18 protein-coding genes are annotated in these 18,611 nt (G+C 73.9%); 12 read left to right on the forward strand and 6 right to left on the reverse strand.

Annotated elements, in window-relative coordinates:
• Positions 1–79 precede the first annotated feature (79 nt).
• Entirely contained in the window at positions 80–865 is a 786-nt protein-coding gene (locus ACMXN5_RS01705; RefSeq protein ID WP_439673661.1) for a nucleotidyltransferase domain-containing protein, read from the forward strand.
• A 9-nt stretch (positions 866–874) separates the two neighbouring features.
• The gene (locus ACMXN5_RS01710) at positions 875–1,468 is read left to right on the forward strand and encodes a DUF1349 domain-containing protein (RefSeq protein WP_439673662.1); all 594 of its coding nucleotides are present in this window, start codon (positions 875–877) and stop codon (positions 1,466–1,468) included.
• A gap of 79 nt (positions 1,469–1,547) precedes the next feature.
• Here ACMXN5_RS01710 and ACMXN5_RS01715 read toward each other — a convergent pair whose 3' ends face one another.
• The 3 genes from ACMXN5_RS01715 to ACMXN5_RS01725 all read right to left on the reverse strand — a co-directional run bounded on the left by ACMXN5_RS01715 (position 1,548) and on the right by ACMXN5_RS01725 (position 3,482).
• The gene (locus tag ACMXN5_RS01715; protein WP_439673663.1) at positions 1,548–1,760 is read right to left on the reverse strand and encodes a hypothetical protein; all 213 of its coding nucleotides are present in this window, start codon (positions 1,758–1,760) and stop codon (positions 1,548–1,550) included.
• A 107-nt stretch (positions 1,761–1,867) separates the two neighbouring features.
• Complete coding sequence (locus tag ACMXN5_RS01720; protein ID WP_395787010.1) at positions 1,868–2,500, reverse strand: YigZ family protein; 633 nt, start codon at positions 2,498–2,500, stop codon at positions 1,868–1,870.
• A gap of 88 nt (positions 2,501–2,588) precedes the next feature.
• Positions 2,589–3,482 carry a LysR substrate-binding domain-containing protein gene (locus ACMXN5_RS01725; protein WP_439673664.1) on the reverse strand — a complete coding sequence of 298 codons (894 nt, stop codon included), beginning with the start codon at positions 3,480–3,482 and terminating at the stop codon, positions 2,589–2,591.
• 155 nt (positions 3,483–3,637) lie between these two features.
• On the opposite strand from ACMXN5_RS01725, the gene ACMXN5_RS01730 reads away from it, so the two are divergent.
• Both ACMXN5_RS01730 and ACMXN5_RS01735 read left to right on the forward strand, forming a co-directional pair.
• A complete protein-coding gene (locus ACMXN5_RS01730) occupies positions 3,638–4,870 on the forward strand; it encodes an MFS transporter (protein ID WP_439673665.1) in 1,233 nt (410 codons plus the stop codon).
• A 77-nt stretch (positions 4,871–4,947) separates the two neighbouring features.
• The gene (locus tag ACMXN5_RS01735; protein ID WP_439673666.1) at positions 4,948–5,358 is read left to right on the forward strand and encodes a VOC family protein; all 411 of its coding nucleotides are present in this window, start codon (positions 4,948–4,950) and stop codon (positions 5,356–5,358) included.
• Positions 5,359–5,377: 19 nt separating this feature from the next.
• Here ACMXN5_RS01735 and ACMXN5_RS01740 read toward each other — a convergent pair whose 3' ends face one another.
• Complete coding sequence (locus ACMXN5_RS01740; RefSeq protein WP_439673667.1) at positions 5,378–6,064, reverse strand: helix-turn-helix domain-containing protein; 687 nt, start codon at positions 6,062–6,064, stop codon at positions 5,378–5,380.
• Positions 6,065–6,141: 77 nt separating this feature from the next.
• Here ACMXN5_RS01740 and ACMXN5_RS01745 point away from each other — a divergent pair, with 77 nt between their 5' ends.
• Positions 6,142–6,435 (forward strand): hypothetical protein, encoded by a 294-nt coding sequence (locus ACMXN5_RS01745; protein WP_439673668.1) that lies wholly within the window; start codon positions 6,142–6,144, stop codon positions 6,433–6,435.
• Between the two features lie 26 nt (positions 6,436–6,461).
• Here ACMXN5_RS01745 and tsaD read toward each other — a convergent pair whose 3' ends face one another.
• Positions 6,462–7,538, reverse strand: coding sequence for a tRNA (adenosine(37)-N6)-threonylcarbamoyltransferase complex transferase subunit TsaD (tsaD, locus tag ACMXN5_RS01750; protein WP_439673669.1), 1,077 nt, complete (start codon positions 7,536–7,538; stop codon positions 6,462–6,464).
• Between the two features lie 135 nt (positions 7,539–7,673).
• On the opposite strand from tsaD, the gene ACMXN5_RS01755 reads away from it, so the two are divergent.
• The 7 genes from ACMXN5_RS01755 (at position 7,674) to ACMXN5_RS01785 (ending at position 17,829) form a co-directional block, all read left to right on the forward strand.
• Positions 7,674–9,956 (forward strand): ATP-binding cassette domain-containing protein, encoded by a 2,283-nt coding sequence (locus ACMXN5_RS01755; RefSeq protein ID WP_439673670.1) that lies wholly within the window; start codon positions 7,674–7,676, stop codon positions 9,954–9,956.
• 79 nt (positions 9,957–10,035) lie between these two features.
• Entirely contained in the window at positions 10,036–12,015 is a 1,980-nt protein-coding gene (locus tag ACMXN5_RS01760) for a hypothetical protein (RefSeq protein ID WP_439673671.1), read from the forward strand.
• Positions 12,016–12,173: 158 nt separating this feature from the next.
• Positions 12,174–12,956, forward strand: a complete 783-nt coding sequence (locus tag ACMXN5_RS01765; protein WP_439673672.1) for a TetR/AcrR family transcriptional regulator — start codon at positions 12,174–12,176, stop codon at positions 12,954–12,956.
• A gap of 5 nt (positions 12,957–12,961) precedes the next feature.
• Positions 12,962–15,733 carry a DEAD/DEAH box helicase gene (locus tag ACMXN5_RS01770; protein ID WP_439677927.1) on the forward strand — a complete coding sequence of 924 codons (2,772 nt, stop codon included), beginning with the start codon at positions 12,962–12,964 and terminating at the stop codon, positions 15,731–15,733.
• A complete protein-coding gene (locus ACMXN5_RS01775; protein WP_439673673.1) occupies positions 15,730–16,554 on the forward strand; it encodes an SWIM zinc finger family protein in 825 nt (274 codons plus the stop codon). Before ACMXN5_RS01770 ends, ACMXN5_RS01775 begins: the two co-directional genes overlap by 4 nt.
• A 76-nt stretch (positions 16,555–16,630) precedes the next feature.
• A complete protein-coding gene (locus tag ACMXN5_RS01780; RefSeq protein WP_439673674.1) occupies positions 16,631–17,335 on the forward strand; it encodes an HAD family hydrolase in 705 nt (234 codons plus the stop codon).
• Positions 17,335–17,829: an NUDIX domain-containing protein gene (locus ACMXN5_RS01785; RefSeq protein WP_395786997.1), complete on the forward strand. Its 495-nt coding sequence runs from the start codon at positions 17,335–17,337 to the stop codon at positions 17,827–17,829. Before ACMXN5_RS01780 ends, ACMXN5_RS01785 begins: the two co-directional genes overlap by 1 nt.
• 52 nt (positions 17,830–17,881) lie before the next feature.
• On the opposite strand, the gene ACMXN5_RS01790 is transcribed toward ACMXN5_RS01785, so the two are convergent.
• Positions 17,882–18,544, reverse strand: a complete 663-nt coding sequence (locus ACMXN5_RS01790) for a sirohydrochlorin chelatase (RefSeq protein ID WP_439673675.1) — start codon at positions 18,542–18,544, stop codon at positions 17,882–17,884.
• Positions 18,545–18,611 lie beyond the last annotated feature (67 nt).

The following is an 18,611-nucleotide window of genomic DNA, read 5'->3' on the forward strand; positions in this document are numbered from 1 at the left end:
CAACAAGCCCCTGACCGACGAACCCCGACCCACGCGCCCCGGCCAACCGTTCCGCCGGCGCCGGGATACGCTGCCGAACATGACCAGTGACGCATCCTTCACCACACACGTCACCCAACGTCTCGCCGCGCTGCCCGGAGTGGCCGCCGTGGTGCTCGGCGGGTCTCGTGCCCAGGGCACCCACCGACCCGACAGCGACTGGGACTTCGCGGTCTACTACCGCGACGGCTTCACCCCCGACGCGGTCCGGGGACTGGGCTGGCCGGGCGAGGTGTCGGAGTTCGGCGCCTGGGGCGGCGGGGTCTTCAACGGCGGCGCCCGGCTCACCGTGGAGGATCGGGCCATCGACCTCCACTATCGCGAACTCACGGACGTGGAGCGGAGGTTGGCCGAGGCACGGGAGGGCCGCTTCGAGGTCGAGCGGTTGATGTTCCACCTCGCCGGCGTGCCCACCTACCTCCTGGTCGCCGAACTCGCGGTCAACCGGGTGCTGTTCGGCGACCTGCCGCGACCGTCCTACCCGTCGGCGCTGCGCCGCGCCGCGCACGCCCGGTGGAGCGACGACGCGCGCCTGACCCTGACCTACGCGGACCAGGCGCACGCCGCACACGGACATGTCACCGACGTCGCGGGGGCGATCGGCCGCGCGGCCTGCGAGGCGGCACACGCGGTGGCGGCCGGTCGCGGCGAGTGGGTGACCAACGAGAAGACCCTGCTCGACCGTACGGGCCTGCGCGACGTCGACGAGATCGCCGGCCGACTCACCGCGTCCACCCTGTCCACCGCGATCGCCGACACGCGCGAACTGCTCGACAAGGCCCTGACGGCGAGCCGCCCGGACGGGTCCGGACCGGCGCCCGGATAGGCTCGGCGGATGCATTCCGTGGCGGTGGACTGGGACGACGCGCACTGGCTCAACCCGCCGGCCGGCGCCGAGCGCGACGGCGACGCGCTGGTGGTCACCCCGGTGCCGGGTGCCGACTTCTGGCGACAGACGTCCTACGGCTTCACCCGCGACACCGGGAGTGCGCTGCTCACCGACCTGCCACCGGGCACGGCGGTGGAGGTCACCTTCGAGGCGGACTTCGACACGCTCTACGACCAGGCCGGGGTGTTCGTCCGGGTGGACGAGCAAACCTGGGTCAAGGCGGGCGTCGAGGTCACCGACGGCGCGCTGCACGTCGGAGCCGTGGTCACGCGCGGTGTCTCCGACTGGTCGATCGCCCCGGTACCCGAGTGGGCGGGCGGGCCGATCACCGTCCGGGTCAGCCGGGCCGGCGACGCGCTCACCATTCGGGCCCGGCACACCGACGAGCCGTGGCGGACCATCCGACTCGCCCCGCTGTCCCCGGACGCGTCGGCCACCGCCGGGCCGTTCTGCTGCTCACCGGAGCGCGCGGGCCTACGGGTGCGTTTCACCCGCTTCGTCCTCGGCCCCGCCGACGCGGGCCTGCACGAAAACCCCTGAAATCGGCACCCTCGAAACAGGCGCCCTCGAAAAAAGCGCCCCTGAACAAGCACCCTCGAAACGGGTCGGCGACCGCCGCTCAGGCCTCGCCCGCCGGTGGAACGCTCACGCCGTATTCCCGCGCCTCGTGCAGCGCGTCCTCCAGTTCGTCGAGCGCCGGCGGCAAGGCGTTCGTGTCGTGCGCGTCACTCGCCTCCGTCAGCACGGAACGGGCCCGGATCACCCGCTCGCGCACCGCCCGGACGACCTCGGCCTGGTCGATGGCCGACTTCTCGTCGTATCCAGCCGTCATCACTTCCTCATTTCCCGCAGCCCCCGCGCGAGTACCCGTACACCCATTGGTGTTCCGACCTGAGGCGGGTTTCAACCGGCATGGTGCGTACGGGCGCGAGAAGTGCGTCAGGAATTGTTTGGGGAGGCGTCCACCTCGACGAACGTGCGCCCGGTCTCGCGGGCGCTCGCCCGGCCGCCGGTCAGGTCGGTCAACCGCGCCACGAAACGGTCCCGGTCCGGCTCCGGGACGCATACGTCGATCGCCACCTCGGCGCCGTAGCGGATGTCGCGCACCTCGTGACCGAGCCCGCGCAGGTCGTTTTCCAGCCGCCCGGCGTGCGCGTGGTCGACATCCACGGTCAGCACCAGCATCGGGCGCAGCTCGACCACGCCGACCGCGTCCACCGCCTCGGTCACCGCCGAGCCGTAGGCGCGGATCAGGCCGCCGGCGCCGAGCATGATGCCGCCGAAGTACCGGGTCACCACCGCGACCGTCTCGGTCAGCTCACGGCGCCGCAACACCTGGAGCATCGGCGCGCCGGCCGTGCCCGACGGTTCGCCGTCGTCGTACGCCTTCTCCTGCCCGCCCGCGATCCAGGCCGAGCAGTTGTGCCGCGCGGACGCGTGCAGCGCCCGGCGGCGGGCCAGGAACGCCTGCGCCTGCGCGTCGTCGGACACCCGGGCGAGGGCGCACACGAAGCGGGAACGCCGAACCTCGACCTCGACCTCACCTTCGGACTTGATCGTGAGCAGCGGCATGACCGGGGCCTTCGGTACGGGATCGACGGACGCCCCCCACGGTAGGGCCCGACGGCGCCCGACCCGGGTCCGGGCTCACCGTGCGCGGCTACGCCGGTACGACCTGCCGCCCCGAGGCGGCCACGAACGCGCGCAGCAGGGCGGTCTCGTCCCCGCGCCGCCAGGTGAGCGTCACCGCCGACTCGCTCAGCCCGGTCACCGGCACGAAGGCCACGTCGGGGCGGCCGTTGTACGCGGCGAACTGGGCGCAGAACAACAGCACGCCGTGGTCGCCCGCGATCAGCGACAGCACCTCTTGGAGGGTGCCGGCGCCCGGCCCACGCGGGATCGGCCGCCCGCCCGGGGTCACCGTCGGCGACTGCAGCTCTCGCCAGGGCACGGGCGCGGGTCCGGCGATCTCCACGAACACGCAGTCGGCCAACTCCTCCGCGTCCACCCGCGCCCGCCGCGCGAACGGGTGCCGCGTCGAGACGCCGAGCACCAGCGGGTCGGCGGCGATCACCGGGCCGGTGCGCAGCGTGGGATCACCCACGGGCAGGGTCACGAAGGCGGCGTCGATCTCGCCGCGCAGCACCGGGCCGAACGGGTCCGACAGCGGCGTCTCGACCAGGTCGGCGCGAGCCTGCGGATGCCGGGCGCGGAAGTCGCCGACCAGGTCGAGTAGGGCGCCGTACGGGGTGCCGACGAAGCCGATCCGCAGCACGCCCTCGATGCCCCGGGCGCGGGCCTTGGCCCGGTCGACCGCGCCGGTGAGAGTGACGTAGGCGGGTCGTACCTCGGCCAGGAACAGCTCGCCCTGCGGGGTGAGCCGAACCCGGCGACTGCTGCGCTCGAACAGTCGTGCGCCGATCCGGTCCTCCAGTTGCCGCAGCAGCTGGCTGACCCGGGCCTGTGAGGTGTAGAGCCTGGCGGCGGTACGGGTGAAGTGCAGTTCCTCGCTCAGCACGACGAAGCACTCCAGCTCCCGGAACTCCACACTCATCCCGTTTCCCCTCCCGCGCTCGGCCCCGGGGCACCGGGCGCCGGGCCCCGGGTGGGCCGTCTCCCACGTTCCGACCTGCGAGCATAAGCGACCCCTATGCTCGCATGCGATCTTCGCCGTTGTTCGGAATCGGGGCCGTGCCCAGGGTGGAGGGCATGTCCGAACCGATCGTCGACACCGACGCTCCCCTGACCGCCCCTGACCGACCCACCCCCGCCGATCCGGCGCCCGGGACCGCGTCGTTGCGCTCCTGGCTCGCCGTGGCGGCGATCGCCGTCGGCACCTTCGCGGTGGTCAGCACCGAGATGTTGCCGGTCGGCCTGCTCACCCCGATCTCGTACGGGCTGCACGTCTCCGACGGCACCACGGGCCTGGCCATGACCCTGGCCGCCGTGGTCGCCGGATTCGCCGCGCCGACGGTGCTGGTGGCCGCCGGGCGGGTGGATCGGCGGATCGTGCTGGCCGCGATGATGATCGTGCTGCTCGCCGCCAACACGATCGCCGCCCTCGCGCAGAACTTCGCCACGCTCCTGGTGGCCCGCGTCCTGGTGGGCATCAGCATCGGCGGCTTCTGGGCGATCGGCGCGAGCCTGCCGGTACGACTGGTGCCGGCCGGTTCGGTCGGTCGGGCCTCGGCGATGATCTTCGGCGGCGTGTCGGTGGCCTCGGTGGTCGGCGTGCCGGTGGGCACGATGATCGGCGAGTGGGCGGGCTGGCGGGCCGCCTTCGCCGCGATGGCCGGCCTCAGCGCGGCGGTGCTGGTCGCCCTGCTCGTCCTGCTCCCACCGCTGCCCGCCGAGCGGGCGGTGCGGCTGCGCGAGATCCCGGCGCTGCTGCGGCGCGGCGGGGTGGTGGCCGGTGTGTCGGCGCTGGTCCTGGTGATCGCCGGGCACTTCGGCGCGTACACCTACGTACGACCGATCCTGGAGGAGTCGGGCGGCCTGGGGCCGGGGCCGATCGGCGCGCTGCTGCTGGGCTACGGCGTCGCCGGGGTGGTCGGGAACGTACTGGCCGGGGCGTACGCCGGCCGCCCGCCGCACCGCACGCTCGCCCTCGCGGCCGGACTGCTCACCGCGGCGGTCGTGGTGCTCGCGGTGTCGGGGACATGGACCCCGGGGACCGCTGCGGCGATGCTCGTGTGGGGGTTGGCGTACGGCGCGGTGCCGGTCGCGTTGCAGGGGTGGATGTTGCGGGCGGCGCCGGACGCACCCGAGGCGGGCTCGGCGGTCTTCGTCACCGGGTTCCAGCTGGCCATCTCGCTGGGTTCGCTGCTCGGCGGGGTGGCGGTGGACGCGGTGGCCACGTCGAGCGTGTTGTGGTTCGGCGCAGCCCTCGCTGCGGCGACCACGCTGCTCGCACTGGTGTGGGGCCGGCGTGCCGGGCGCTGAGGTGGACCCGGGACCGTCCCGGCGACACGTCCGATTCGTTCAAGACCACGAGCGCCGCCGCCGGCTAGCGTGCGGGCATGACTTCTCCTACACCCCGCTTCCACTTCATCGGGCTCGTGGTCGCCGACATGGCCGCCTCGCTCGCGTTCTACCGGGCTCTGGGCCTGGCCGTCCCAGCCGACGCGGACACCGAGCCGCATGTCGAAGTGCCGCTGCCGGACGGCCCGTTGCTGGTCCTCGACACGATCGCGACGGTCCGCTCGTTCGCCCCGGACTGGACCCCGCCCACGGGCGGCCACCGGGCCTCGCTGGCCTTCGCGTTCGCCGATCCGGCGGAGGTCGACAAGAAGTACGCCGAGCTGGTCGCGGCCGGGTTCACCGGATACCGGGCGCCGTGGGACGCCTTTTGGGGACAGCGGTACGCCGTCCTGCACGACCCGGACGGCAACGGCGTGGACCTGCTCGCCCCGCAGTCGCAGGCCGCGTAGCCGGTGCGGGCCCGTGCGCTCAGCCCAGCAGGGTGCGCAGCGGCACGCCCGCCAGTGCCTTGACGTCGCGGGCGAAGTGGGCCTGGTCGGCATAGCCGGTGCCCGCCGCGACCCGGGCCGGCGGCACCCCGGTGCGGGCCAGGTCGAGCGCCCGTTCCAGGCGCAACACCCGGGCCAGCGTCTTGGGCCCGTAGCCGAAGGCGGCCAGCGAGCGGCGGTGCAGTTGCCGCTCGCTCAGTCGCACGCCGGCGGCGACCGTCGCGACGTCGGCGCCGGCCCGCAACTCGCCGACCACGGTGCCGGCGAAGCGGGCCGCCTCGGGGTCGCGGTCGCGCAGCCGCGCGGCGGCCAGTTCCTCCAGGAACGCCGCCGGGTCGGGGGCGGCGGCGAGGCGTTCGCTCAGGATCCGCACGTCGCGCTCGCCCCACACGTCGGCCAGCGGTATCCGTCGATCGCGCAGCGCGTCGGCGGGCGTCCCGAGCAGCGCGGGCCCGACCCCCGGGGCGCAGCGCACCGCCGCGTAGCGCGCCCCGACCCGGTCCTCCACCACGTGGGCCAGCGTGTCGGGACCGGCCACGACCAGCTCGTCCCCGGACCAGATCAGGTCGATGCAGCCGTCCGGGAGCACCCGCGCGGATCCGTCCGCCTCGACGGTTCGGGTCCAGACGATCAGCGGAGCCAGGTGGGAACGACGTTCGACGTACACGACCCCATTATCCCCGCGCCGGCGGAGGTACGGTTGAGCCGTCAAGCGGGCACGGCCTGAACAGGGCAGGGGTAGTCATGGGCAACGAACGACGGTCCGATCTCGAACCACAGCCGAACGACGAAGCACGACCCGACACCGGACAGCGGCCCGACGCCGAGCGAGGCCACGACCACCCCCAGCCGCCGACCACGGCACGCACGGCGGCCGACCCGGACGCCGATCAGGCCGCCCGCGCCGCGCGTTGGGGCCACCTGCCCGAGCGGGTGGCAGCGGACGACCTGGTCGAGGAAAAGCCGGCCGATCCGCCCAACGACCCCGACTTCGGCCGCGACCCCGACCGCGACTGGCTCCTGCGCTACACCCCCTGACGGACCGAGCGCCGGGCGGTCGGGGACTACCCGGCCGCCCGCCGCGCCGCCGGCACCGTCGGGTGCAGCGACGCGTATTCCAGCGGCGCCGACGGGTCGATCGAGACGTCGAGGGGGGCCGGGGCGACGCCGGCGCGGATCAGCAGGTCGCCGACGGCCGCGATCATCGCGCCGTTGTCGGTGCACAGACGCGGCGGCGGCACCCGCAGTTCGATGCCCGCCGCGGCGCAGCGCTCCGCCGCGAGCGAACGCACCCGGGAGTTGGCCGCGACGCCGCCGACCACGACAAGGGTGCGCACCTCGTGGGCGCGGCAGGCCGCGACCGCCTTGCGGGTCAGCACGTCGGCCACCGCCTCCTGGAGCGCGGCGGCGCCGTCCGCGACGGGGAGTTCGGCGCCCTGTGCGCGCATGCGCTCGGCCCAGCGGGCGGCGGCGGACTTCAGGCCGGAGAAGGAGAACGCGTACGGGTCGTCGCGCGGGCCGGTCAGCCCACGGGGGAAGGCCACCGAGGCGGGGTCCCCGTCGCGCGCCGCCCGGTCGATGGCCGGGCCGCCCGGATAGGGCAGGCCGAACACCCGGGCCACCTTGTCGAAGCACTCCCCCGCCGCGTCGTCGAGGGTGTCGCCGAGGTGCACGATCGGGTCGCGCGCGAGGTCGCGCACCAGGAGCAACGAGGTGTGTCCGCCGGAGACGATCAACACCACGCTCGGGTCGGGCAGCGGCCCGTGTTCGAGGGTGTCGGCGGCAACATGTCCGGCCAGGTGGTGCACCCCGTACAGCGGCACGTCCAAGGCGAGCGCGAAGCCCTTGGCGGCGGCCACGCCGACTTGGAGCGCGGTGGCCAGACCCGGCCCGGTGGTCACCGCCACCGCGCCGATGTCACCGCGCCGCAGCCCCGCCGACTCCAGCGCGGCCCGTACCGTCGGGGTCACCGCGTGCACGTGCGCGCGGGCCGCGATCTCCGGCACCACGCCGCCGAAGCGCACGTGTTCGGCGATGCTCGTGGACACGGCGTGGCCGAGCAGCCGGCCGTCCCGGACCAAGCCGACCCCGGTCTCGTCGCAGGACGATTCGATGCCGAGGACGATGGGTGAGGTGCTCATGCGCCGAGCCTAGTTGCCATGAAGGGGTATTTGCATATCCCCTGCAACAACCCGGCGGCGTCCTCCCGGGCCGGTCCGGGGTCGCCCGCGAATCCTTGACAGCACCTGTCAGGGACCCCTTCATACCGTGGCGGCATGAACTACGACGACATCGTTATCACCGGCGCCCGGGAACACAACCTCAAAAACGTCTCGCTCCGCATCCCCAAGAATCGGATCGTGGTGTTCACCGGGGTCTCCGGATCGGGCAAGTCGTCGATCGTGTTCGACACCATCGCCATCGAGTCGCAGCGGCAACTCGCCGAGACGTTCCCGGCGTTCGTCCGCAACCGGCTGCCCAAGCACGAGCGGCCCCGGGCCGATTCGATCGAGCACCTGTCCACGGCGATCGTCGTCGACCAGCGGCCGATCGGCGGCAACTCCCGGTCGACGGTGGGCACCATGACCGACATCCATCCGCTGCTTCGGGTGTTGTTCTCCCGGCACGGCACCCCCTCGGCGGGGCCGGCCAACCACTATTCGTTCAACGCGCCCGGCGGCATGTGTCCGACCTGCGAGGGGCTCGGCCGGACCGTACGACTGGACCTGGACGCACTGATCGACCCGTCGCGGTCGATCCGGGAGGGCGCGATCCGCCACCCCGCGTTCCCCGTCGGCGGCTGGCAGTGGCAGCTGTACTCGCACCACGACCTGTACCCCACCGACGTCCCCGTGCGCGAGTTCACCGACGAGCAGTGGCGGTTGTTCCTGTACGGCACCGGCGCCAAGGTGGAGATCGTCAACAGCAACGGCCGGCACCACATCGACTACGAGGGTCTGGTCGACCGGTTCAATCGGCTCTATCTCAAGCGGGACACCTCGGCGCTGGCCGACAAGAGTCGCGAGACGCTGGCCCGGTTCGTCACCGAGGGCCCGTGTCCGGACTGCGCGGGGGCCAGATTGAACGCGGCGACGCGGGCGTCGCTGATCGAGGGGCGCTCGTTGCCGGACTACGCGGCGATGGAGATCGCCGACCTGGTGCCGGTGCTCACCGGGCTGAGCGATCCGGTCGCCCGTCGGGTGGCCGAGCCGGCCGCCGTCGCGTTGGAGCGGATCGTCGCGATCGGGCTCGGCTACCTGCACCTGGACCGGCCCACCTCGACGGTGTCCGGCGGCGAGGGCCAACGCCTGAAGATGGTGCGCCACCTCGGATCGAGCCTGACCGGGATGACGTACATCTTCGACGAGCCGAGCGTGGGCCTGCATCCGCGCGACGTGGTCCGGCTGGGCGACCTGCTCACCCGGTTGCGGGACAAGGGCAACACCGTGCTCGTGGTCGAGCACGACCCGGACGTGATCGCGATCGCGGACCACGTGGTCGACGTCGGCCCCGGCGCGGGCGTACACGGCGGCACCGTGGTGTTCGAGGGCCCGTTCGCCGACCTGCGCACCGCCGACTCGCCGACCGGGCGGGCGCTGCGCCGGCCGGCCGCGCTCAAGCCGATCGTGCGCACCGCGACCGGCGTGCTGCCCATCCGCGGCGCGAACCTGCACAACCTGCGCGACGTCGACGCGGACATCCCCACCGGCGTGCTCACCGTGGTCACCGGCGTCGCGGGCTCCGGCAAGAGCACGCTGATCTCGGACGTCCTGGTCGCCGCGTATCCGGAGGCGGTGGTGGTCGACCAGTCGGGCGTGGGCACCACCTCGCGCTCGACACCGATCACCTACGTGGGTGTCCTCGACCGGCTGCGCCGGTTGTTCGCCAAGGCCAACGACGTGGACCCGGGGTGGTTCACCTTCAACTCGACCGGCGCGTGCCCCGAGTGCGAGGGACGCGGCGTGGTCCGCACCGACATGGCGTTCATGGATCCGGTGACCACCCGCTGCGAGGTGTGCGAGGGACGGCGGTTCCGCAACGAGGTGTTGGCCTACACCCTGCGCGGCAAGTCGATCGTGGACGTGCTGGCGCTGACCGCGGACGAGGCGGTGCACTGGTTCGTCGAACCGGAGTTGCGCGCCCGGGTGACCACGCTGGTCGAGGTGGGACTGGGCTACCTGACGCTGGGCCAACCCCTGTCCTCGTTGTCCGGGGGCGAGGCGCAGCGACTCAAGCTGGCGAGCGAGCTGCACAAGACGGGCAGCGTGTACATCCTCGACGAGCCGACCACCGGCCTGCACATGTCCGACGTGGACACCCTGGTCGGGTTGCTCGACCGGCTCGTGGACGCGGGCAACACGGTCGTGGTGGTCGAGCACAACCTGGACGTGATCCGGCGCGCCGACCATGTACTCGACCTGGGTCCGGGCGGCGGCAAGCACGGCGGCACGGTCGTGTTCGAGGGCACCCCGGCCGAGTTGGTCGAGGCGGAGCACTCGGCGACGGGCGAGTTCCTGCGCGCCGCGCTCGCGTCCGCCGAGCGGGCGCGGGTGGGCTGACCCGCCACCGGGGACGCGAGGGTCGCGGGGGTCGCAGGCCGCCGGGGGCGGCGTCGGGGCGACACGATAGGCATGTCGGATGGCACATACGACTGTCGACCCCCGTGACCAGTGGTTCTCCTCCGCGCTCGGCGGCCTCGTCACCGGCTCGGGCATGTGGTACCGCGAGATCCTGGCGGGCTTCACCCGGGTCGCCGGCTACCTCGGCGGCACCTGGTCCCCGCCCGTCGAATCCGACGGGCCGGGCCGTGTCGGCGACGGGTCCTGGCCGGCGCTGATCGGCCGGATCGAGGCGGTCGCGCTGCGCGCGGCGGCACCGTCGACCCGGCCCGAGCACCGCGAGGCGCTGCTCGCGCTGCTCGACCTGTGGGCGGAGACGGTGTTCGCCGACCCCGCCGCGCGGATCCGCATCGGCAACGCCCGCGCCGAGGCGACGGCAGTGCGCGACGACCGGGGGGCCACCATCGCGACCTCGTGGCCCCGGGAGGGCCGCTGCGACGTGCTCCAGGTGTGGACCGGGGACGCCGCGCCGCCCGAGTTCGGGGGGCCGGCCGAGTGGGTCGACGCGCCGCGCGGCTGGGGCGACGCGGGGCAGTTGCGCCGGTTGGTCGAGACGGTGCGCGCCCGCGGGCCGATGCCGTGGCACGCCGACGCGGGCGGCCGACTGGCCGAGGCGACCGGGGTCTCCCGCGCGGCGTCGGCGTTGCTCCTGACCGGCAACGCCGGGGGCATCAACACCCTGCCCCGGATGGAGCCGGACCAGCGCCGGGAGTTGGGTCTCGGGCCAGCCGAACTCGAAGCTGGTTTCGACGAGTTGCGCCGCCTCACCGAGACCGACCGCCTGGAGGTGTTCGCGGGCGTGCTCCCGGACGATCCGGCCGACCTGTGGGAGCCGACCGGCGCCGACGCACTCGCCGAGCGCATCGGTGCCGCGTGGGTGGCCCGGTTCGGGCGCACGATCCCGGTTCCGGAGGAGACGCTGGCGGTGTTGGCCGAACTCGACCACGTCACGCTGCACACCCCGGCCGCCCAGATCTGCGCCGCGTTCCTGGCCCCGGCCACCCACCCGCTGAGCAGCGTGGACCACGATCCCTGGCTGGCCGAGGGCGTCGGCGGGGTGTACTGCACCAGCGAGGAGCAGGGGGTGCGCTGGTTCGAGGAGTTCCTGAAGTCGCTCGCCGGCGCGCTGCCCGTGATCTACGCCGAGTTGCCCGCCGGGGACCCGGTCCGGGCCGGACTGCCCGCCCTGCTGGCCGAGTTGCGTGCCCGCTTCGATCATCCGGGCCTGCTCCTCGGCGCCGGCTACGCGGCGCGGACGTGCGACTCCGCCGACCGGCTGCGCGAGTTGTTCGGCGATCGCCCCTACGTCGGCCCGATCCCGCTCACCACGACGACCTTCGACGACGGCCTGACCATCGCCTCGGTCGCCGAGCCCACCGAGCGCCACCCGGACCCGAGGGCTCGCCTGTACTTCCGGCCCGCGTACTACGCCGACGACGAACGTTCGACGCTGCTCCGCGAGGTGGCCTCGAGCGGCGCGTATGCCCGCGACGTGGTCGACCTGATCCGGGGCGACTGGAGCAGGCGGGTGGCGGAGCGCATCACGAGCGGCGCGCTGCCGGTCGGCGGGTACGAGTGCGACCCGGCCGTCGCCGCGCCCGAGACGGTGGCCCGGGTCGCCAAGGCGCTGTCGGTGGACACCGACGCGGCGGCCCTGTACCTGCAAATTCTCGTCCTCGAACGCCCGAGCGATCGCCGGGTGCGCCGCTGGAACGGCTGGAACACCGCACGCCACAAGCGGGCGGCCAGCGCGCTGGAGGCCGCCGGCGTGGTGGTCGCGGACAAGCGCGCACGGGCCGGGCGCGGCATCTTCCTGCCGGGCGACTGGGCCAGGGCGACGCACAAGTGGTTGTGGCCGATGGAGGTGTGGAAGGCGGAGCTGCTCGGCGTGCAGGTGATCGGCGACCGGGTCTGGGAGCGGCACACCTGGCGATCGACCCTGCCCGAACTGTTCGCCCACGCCTGGGACGTCGTCGAGCGGGGCGACGGCCCGGCCTGACCGGGTCGGGCGACCGCCGGACCTCGCCGACCGCCGACGCCGCCGACCCCGCCGACCCGCCGCCCCGCCGACCGAAAAAGGGAACTCGGTACGCTGTACGGAACCACTCCGCATGGCGTACGGTACGCCATACGGAGTTTCCGACGAAGGGCGTACGAGTGGCACGGGAACGGGGTGGGCGCGCGGATCCCGCGCGGACGCTCGCGCTGTTGTGGCGTACGGGCGACGGGCCCACCCGGGGGCCGAAGCAGGGGCTGACCGTGGACCGTGTCGTCCGCGCCGCGATCGAGCTGGCCGACGCCGACGGGCTCGACGCGTTGTCGATGCGCGCGGTCGCCGAGCGCCTCGGCGTCGGCACCATGTCGCTCTACACCTACGTGCCGGGCAAGGCGGAGCTGCTGCACGTCATGTTCGACACCGTGCTCGGCGAGTCCGCCCTGCCCGACCCGACCGGGAGCGGCTGGCGCGCGGCGCTCGAACAACGCGCCCGCGCCGACCGGGAGTTGGCCCGCCGGCATCCGTGGGTGGTGCGCCTGTGGGGACCCGGACTGCTGCTGATGGGCCCGCGACTGACCGCCCGGGCCGAGGCGGGGCTGCGCACGGTCGCCGACCTCGGGTTGTCCGACGCCGAGATGGCGCATGTCGTCGGCCTCGTCGACGGCTACGTGCGAGGCGTCGCCCAGGTGACCGTCGACGTCGGTCGGGACGCGCTCGCCGGCGGCGCCGGCTACGACGACTGGTGGGCGGAGAGCACCCCCTACCTGGAGCAACTGATCCGGCCCACCCGCTTCCCCACCCTCACCCGGGTCTGGGAGGGCGGCGTCTACGAGCAGGCCCCCGACGCGGGCTTCGAGTTCGGCCTGTGTCTGGTCCTGGACGGCATCGAGAACCTGATCCGCTCGCGGCGACCCGCCGCCGCGCCCCCGGCACCCCAGGAGTAACGGACATCGCCACCCGCGCCCCGCACCCCCCGCTCGACCTGACCCGCCACGCGGCCACCTTCGCGCCCGCCGATCCGCCACGCGCCGGCACCGTCGCGTTCTGGCCGCACGAGGACGGCCCGGACACGATCACCGTGCTCGACGCCGACGGCGTGGCCCAGACCCATCCCGCCGTACGACTGCCCGTCACCGACGCGGTCCGGGTGCTCTCCCGGGCCCGGCGCGCCCCCGAGGCGCATCCGGCCGCCGCGTTCTGGGGCGCGGCCACCGTGCTCGCCCTGCAACTGGTGGCGCGCGGGCGCATGTTGCCCGGTCTCTCCGCCGCCGACCACGACGCGTGGCGGGCCGGTCCGCTGGATGCCGCCGACGTCGAGCGGGTGCGGGCGCTGGCCGACGCGATGCCCGGCGAGGCGCGGGCGATACCGACCGGCGGCGGCACCCTGCTCCCGGCGGCGACCCCGCTGGTCCGGGCCTTCCTGGACGCGGTCGCCGACACCATGCCGCGCACCGCCGCCGGTCCGCACGCGGGTGGCGGCGCATTCGCCGCTCCCGCCGCGCGGAAGTTGCCCGCGCTGCGCCCGTGGTCGGACCGGGTGGCGGCCGGGCACGACCGGGGGGTACGGATCTCGCTGCGGCTGGAGAGCAACGACGTCGAGCGCGCGCCGTTCGTGGCGATCGTCCAGGCGCACTCGCTCGCCGATCCGACCGCCGTGGTCGACGCCGACACGCTGTGGACCGGCACCGACGCGCGCTTCGGCGAACGGGCCCGGCCCGACGTGCTGGTCGCGCTGCGCCGGGCGGCCCGGATCTGGCCCGCCCTGGAACCACTGCTGACCGCGAGCGTCCCGGACCGCGTGGTGGTCGCCGACGACGACCTGGGCACCCTGCTCGGCGCCGCCACCGCCCGACTCGCCGCCGCCGGCGTCGAGGTGCACTGGCCCCGCGACCTCGTCCGCGACCTCACCGCCCGGGCCGTGATCGGCGCCCACGACCACGCGCCCCGGGACCTGCGCGCCTTCCTCGGCGGCGACACCCCGCTCGGCTTCGACTGGCAACTCGCGCTCGGCGGCGACACGTTGACCGCCGCCGAACTGGACGCGCTGGCCGAGTCGCACCGCCCGGTGGTGCGCCTGCGCGACCGCTGGGTGCTGGTCGATCCCGCCCTGATGGCCAAGGCCCGCAATCGTTCGATCAAGCCGCTCACCCCGATCGAGGCCCTGACCGGCGCGCTGACCGGCGGCATCGAGGTGGCCGGCAAACGCATCGAGGTGGGCACCTCGGCATGGCTGGACGAACTGCGCGCCCGGATCGCCGACCCGGACGGCGGCGGCGAGCCGATCGGCGCGCCCGCCGCGCTCGCCGCGACGCTGCGCGACTACCAGCTGCGCGGACTGCGCTGGCTGGACCGGATGACCTCGCTGGGCCTGGGCGGTTGCCTCGCCGACGACATGGGCCTGGGCAAGACGATCACCCTGATCGCACTGCACCTGCACCGCGCGGCCGGCACCGAGGACCCGAACGGCGCCGCGCCCACCCTGGTGGTCTGCCCGGCGTCGCTGCTCGGCAACTGGGAGCGGGAGATCACCCGTTTCGCGCCGGGCACCCCGGTGCGCCGCTTCCACGGCGGCGCCCGCAGCCTCGACGACCTCACCACCGGATTCGTGCTCACCACCTACGGCACGATGCGCCTGGACGCGGCCCGCCTGGCCGCCGTGCCGTGGGGCCTGGTGGTCGCCGACGAGGCGCAACACGTCAAGAACCACACCTCCGCCACCGCCAAGGCACTGCGCCGCATCCCGGCGCGGGCCAGGATCGCGCTCACCGGCACGCCCGTGGAGAACCGGCTGACCGAACTGTGGGCGATCCTGGACTGGACCACCCCGGGCCTGCTCGGCACCGCGAGCACGTTCCGCCGACGCTGGACCAAGCCGGTGGAGGCGGACCGCGACGGGCCGACCGCCGAGCGACTGGCCAGGCTGGTCGCGCCGTTCCTGCTCCGCCGCCGCAAGTCCGACCCGGGCATCGCGCCGGAGCTGCCCGCCAAGACCGAGACCGACCAACCGGTGGCGCTCACCCGCGAGCAGGTCGGACTGTACGAGGCGGCGGTGCGCGAGGCGATGGCCGAACTCGACGCGGCCGGCTCCGACATGGCCCGACGCGGGCGCATCGTCAAGCTGCTCACCGGCCTCAAGCAGATCTGCAACCACCCGGCGCAATATCTGAAGGAGCCCGAACCCCGCCTCGCGGGCCGCTCCGGCAAACTCGAACTGCTCGACGAGTTGCTGGACACCATCCTGGCCGAGGACGGCTCGGTGCTGGTGTTCACCCAGTACGTGGCCATGGCCCGACTGCTGCGCACCCACCTGACCGCCCGCGGCATCGGCAATCAACTCCTGCACGGCGGCACCTCGGTGGCCCGCCGCGACGCGCTGGTCAGCCGCTTCCAGGAGGGCGCGGTCCCGGTCTTCCTGCTCTCGCTCAAGGCCGCCGGCACCGGGCTCAACCTCACCCGCGCCGACCACGTGGTGCACTACGACCGCTGGTGGAACCCCGCCGTGGAGGAGCAGGCCACCGACCGGGCGTACCGGATCGGGCAGACCCGACCCGTGCAGGTGCACCGGTTCATCGCCGAGGGCACCATCGAGGACCGGATCGCCGAGATGTTGCGGGACAAGCGCGCCCTCGCCGACTCCGTGCTCGCCCACGGCGAGACCGCGCTGACCGAACTCTCCGACACCGAACTCGCCGACCTGGTCCAGTTGAGGAGTGCCCGATGACCGCCGCCTCGGCCCGCGCGTTCCCCGCCTTCGCCCCGCGCCGCGCCCACGGCCTCGCGGGCCGGACCTGGTGGGGCCGCGCCTGGACGGAAGCCCTCGAACACGCCGCGCTGGACGGCCGGCCGCTGCGCGAGGGCCGCGCGTTCGCCGCCTCCGGCCGGGTCGGGCCGATCACGATCGCACCGGGCCGGATCACCGCACGCGTGTCCGACGCCGACGGCACGTCGTACCGCTCCGAGGTGCGGATCGAGCCGCTGGACGACGCGCGCTGGGAGCGTCTGCTCGACCAGGTGGCCGCCGAGGCTGGACACCTGGCCGCGCTCCTGGAGCGGGAGTTGCCACACGAGCTGGTGGCCGCCGCCGCGGACGCGGACGTTTCCCTGCTGCCGGGCATGGACGAGCTGGATCACGAATGCGACTGCCCCGACTGGGAGTTGCCGTGTCGGCACGGCGCCGCACTGGGCTATCAGACGGCCTGGCTGTTGGACGCGGACCCGTTCGTGCTGTTGCTGATGCGCGGCCGGGACGAGCCGGCCGTGCTGGAGCGGTTGCGCGCGCGGCAGCCGCGTCCCACCACGAAACCGGACGACGCGGCCGGGATCGACGCGCGCGCGGCGTACCGCGCCGTCGACGCCCTGCCGGCCGACCCGCCGCCGGTGCACGAACCCGCCGCGCCGTTGCGCGTCGCCCCCGCCCCGGGCATCCCGGCCGGCGAGCTGGAACGCCTGGCCGCGGCGGCGGCGCGGCGGGCCCGGGAACTGCTCGCGGAGCGGGACGGGAGCACCGTCCACAATCCGCCGGCGGAAGAGATAACCCGATGATCGTGCGGGCGGTCCGGCTCTAGGATGATCGGCGCCGTATCGCCGTATCGCCGACCGGACAGAGATGAATCGAACCATGCACACCACAGCGGACTCCCCTCGTCAGGTCCTGATCTTCGATGCGGACGACACTCTGTGGGAGAACAACATCCTGTTCGAGCGGGTCATCGACGACTGGCTCGACTGGCTCGACCACGCCACCCTGGACCGCACCCGGATCCGGGCGATGCTCAACGACGTGGAGGCCGCGAACGCGATCACCCACGGCTACGGCAGCAAGATGTTCCTGCGCAGCCTGGGCGAGACGCTGGAGCGGCTGTACGCCCGCCCGGCCACCGAGGCGGAGCTGCGGCACATCGAGACGTTGGCGGTCGCGCTCCTGGAGAACCGGGTGGAGCTGGTGCCCGGCGTGGTGGAGACGCTGACCGCGCTCGGCGCCCGGCACGATCTGATGTTGCTCACCAAGGGCGACGCCGAGGAGCAGCAGCGCAAGATCGACGCCTCCGCGCTGGCCCACCACTTCCGCAGCACGCACATCGTGCCGGAGAAGGGCGTCGACGTGTACGTCGACCTGATACGCGCGCACGAGCTGGCGCCGGAGTCGACCTGGATGATCGGCAACTCCCCCAAGTCGGACATCCTGCCGGCACGCGGCGCGGGCCTGGGCGCGGTGTTCATCCCGAACGCGCACACCTGGGTCCTGGAGCAGAGCGAGTTGGACCCGCACGACGAACGGGTGCTCACCCTGACCGCGTTCCCCGACCTCCTCCGGCACTTCTGATGGCCGCCGACCGGCCCGCCGGGCCCTCGGTGTCCTGCGTCTTCGTCTGCCACGACGGCGCCGGGCGGGTGCTGCTGGCCCGCCGCGCGGCCGCTGCCCGGGACGAGCCCGGCACGTGGGACACCGGCGCCGGCGCGCTGGAGTGGGGCGAGACGTTCGAGGAGGCGGTCACACGCGAGGTGCGCGAGGAGTACGGCACCGAGCCGCTGTCCATCGAGCCCCTCGGCGCCCGCAACGTCCTGCGCGGCGACCCGATCGCGTCGCACTGGGTCGCGGTCGTCTTCGCGGTCCGCGTCGACCCGGCGCGGGCAGTCATCGGCGAACCCCACAAGTTCGACGCGCTGGACTGGTTCACCCCCGACGCCCCGCCCGCACCACTGCACTCGCAATGCCCGGCCACCCTCGACCTCTTCCGCACCCACTCCCCCTCGGACGGCCAACCGCCCGCTCCGCCGAACGCGAGGGCATGGACCGCGCGAACGATCGGCGCCTGACCCCACGCCGCCGGCGACCGGGCCGGCGCCTCGGGCGCCGGGCTCGCCCGGATCAGGCGGGCTCGGTCGTGCGGGCCTGGGGGCGAAAGCCGTCCACGGCCAGGCCGACCCGGGCGGCGAGGATGCCGGCGGCGGTGGCCTTGGACAACAGCGGGGCCACGCCCGGCACCGCCGGCAGCACGAACGAGGCGGGGATCGCGACGGTACGGGCCGCGCCGAGCACGCGGCAGCGCTCCAGGGCCCGGCCCAGGTCCGGGTCGCCGCCGATCAGCGCGACCTCGACGATCCGGTGGGTGCCGTACTGCCAGACCAGCCGGGCCAGCCGGTACAGTTCCGCGTCCTCGTCCGGTCCCGCCGCCGGCGCGGTGACCAGGATCGCGGCCCGCGCCGGCACCCGCGCCGCCGCCGCGCGCAACCACCCGATCAACTGCCCGGCGGCGCCGAACGGCCGGGCGAGCACCACCCGCGAGCGCTCCGCCGCCGGCAGCGCGCGCAGGGTCCGCGTGGTCTCCGCGAGCAGCCCGGCGTCCCGACCCAGCGTCATCGGCACCACGCACACCCGGTCCGCCCCGCGGCCCAGCAGCGCGGCCACCGCCCGGTGCGTCTGCCGGCCGGCGGCCACCGCGGTCACCTCGGGGCCGAGCAGTCCCGGCAGCGCCGCGCCGTGCGCGCTCTCGTGCCCGCCGACCGCCACCACCGCCACCCGCTCCGCCACGACTCAACCGCCGTTCGGGGCACGATCGCACCCGGGCCGGCGGGCTGCCTCGCGGGGTTCGGGATTC

Source organism: Embleya australiensis, assembly GCF_051903075.1.
Taxonomy (GTDB): Bacteria; Actinomycetota; Actinomycetes; order Streptomycetales; family Streptomycetaceae; genus Embleya.

What these genes read in the sequence shown, in the direction of transcription:
- ACMXN5_RS01705 (WP_439673661.1), top strand. Translation starts at nt 80, where the DNA reads ATGACCAGTGACGCATCCTTCACCACACACGTCACCCAACGTCTCGCC.
- ACMXN5_RS01710 (WP_439673662.1), top strand. Translation starts at nt 875, where the DNA reads ATGCATTCCGTGGCGGTGGACTGGGACGACGCGCACTGGCTCAACCCG.
- ACMXN5_RS01715 (WP_439673663.1), bottom strand. Translation starts at nt 1,760, where the DNA reads ATGACGGCTGGATACGACGAGAAGTCGGCCATCGACCAGGCCGAGGTC.
- ACMXN5_RS01720 (WP_395787010.1), bottom strand. Translation starts at nt 2,500, where the DNA reads ATGCCGCTGCTCACGATCAAGTCCGAAGGTGAGGTCGAGGTCGAGGTT.
- ACMXN5_RS01725 (WP_439673664.1), bottom strand. Translation starts at nt 3,482, where the DNA reads ATGAGTGTGGAGTTCCGGGAGCTGGAGTGCTTCGTCGTGCTGAGCGAG.
- ACMXN5_RS01730 (WP_439673665.1), top strand. Translation starts at nt 3,638, where the DNA reads ATGTCCGAACCGATCGTCGACACCGACGCTCCCCTGACCGCCCCTGAC.
- ACMXN5_RS01735 (WP_439673666.1), top strand. Translation starts at nt 4,948, where the DNA reads ATGACTTCTCCTACACCCCGCTTCCACTTCATCGGGCTCGTGGTCGCC.
- ACMXN5_RS01745 (WP_439673668.1), top strand. Translation starts at nt 6,142, where the DNA reads ATGGGCAACGAACGACGGTCCGATCTCGAACCACAGCCGAACGACGAA.
- tsaD (WP_439673669.1), bottom strand. Translation starts at nt 7,538, where the DNA reads ATGAGCACCTCACCCATCGTCCTCGGCATCGAATCGTCCTGCGACGAG.
- ACMXN5_RS01755 (WP_439673670.1), top strand. Translation starts at nt 7,674, where the DNA reads ATGAACTACGACGACATCGTTATCACCGGCGCCCGGGAACACAACCTC.
- ACMXN5_RS01760 (WP_439673671.1), top strand. Translation starts at nt 10,036, where the DNA reads ATGGCACATACGACTGTCGACCCCCGTGACCAGTGGTTCTCCTCCGCG.
- ACMXN5_RS01775 (WP_439673673.1), top strand. Translation starts at nt 15,730, where the DNA reads ATGACCGCCGCCTCGGCCCGCGCGTTCCCCGCCTTCGCCCCGCGCCGC.
- ACMXN5_RS01780 (WP_439673674.1), top strand. Translation starts at nt 16,631, where the DNA reads ATGCACACCACAGCGGACTCCCCTCGTCAGGTCCTGATCTTCGATGCG.
- ACMXN5_RS01785 (WP_395786997.1), top strand. Translation starts at nt 17,335, where the DNA reads ATGGCCGCCGACCGGCCCGCCGGGCCCTCGGTGTCCTGCGTCTTCGTC.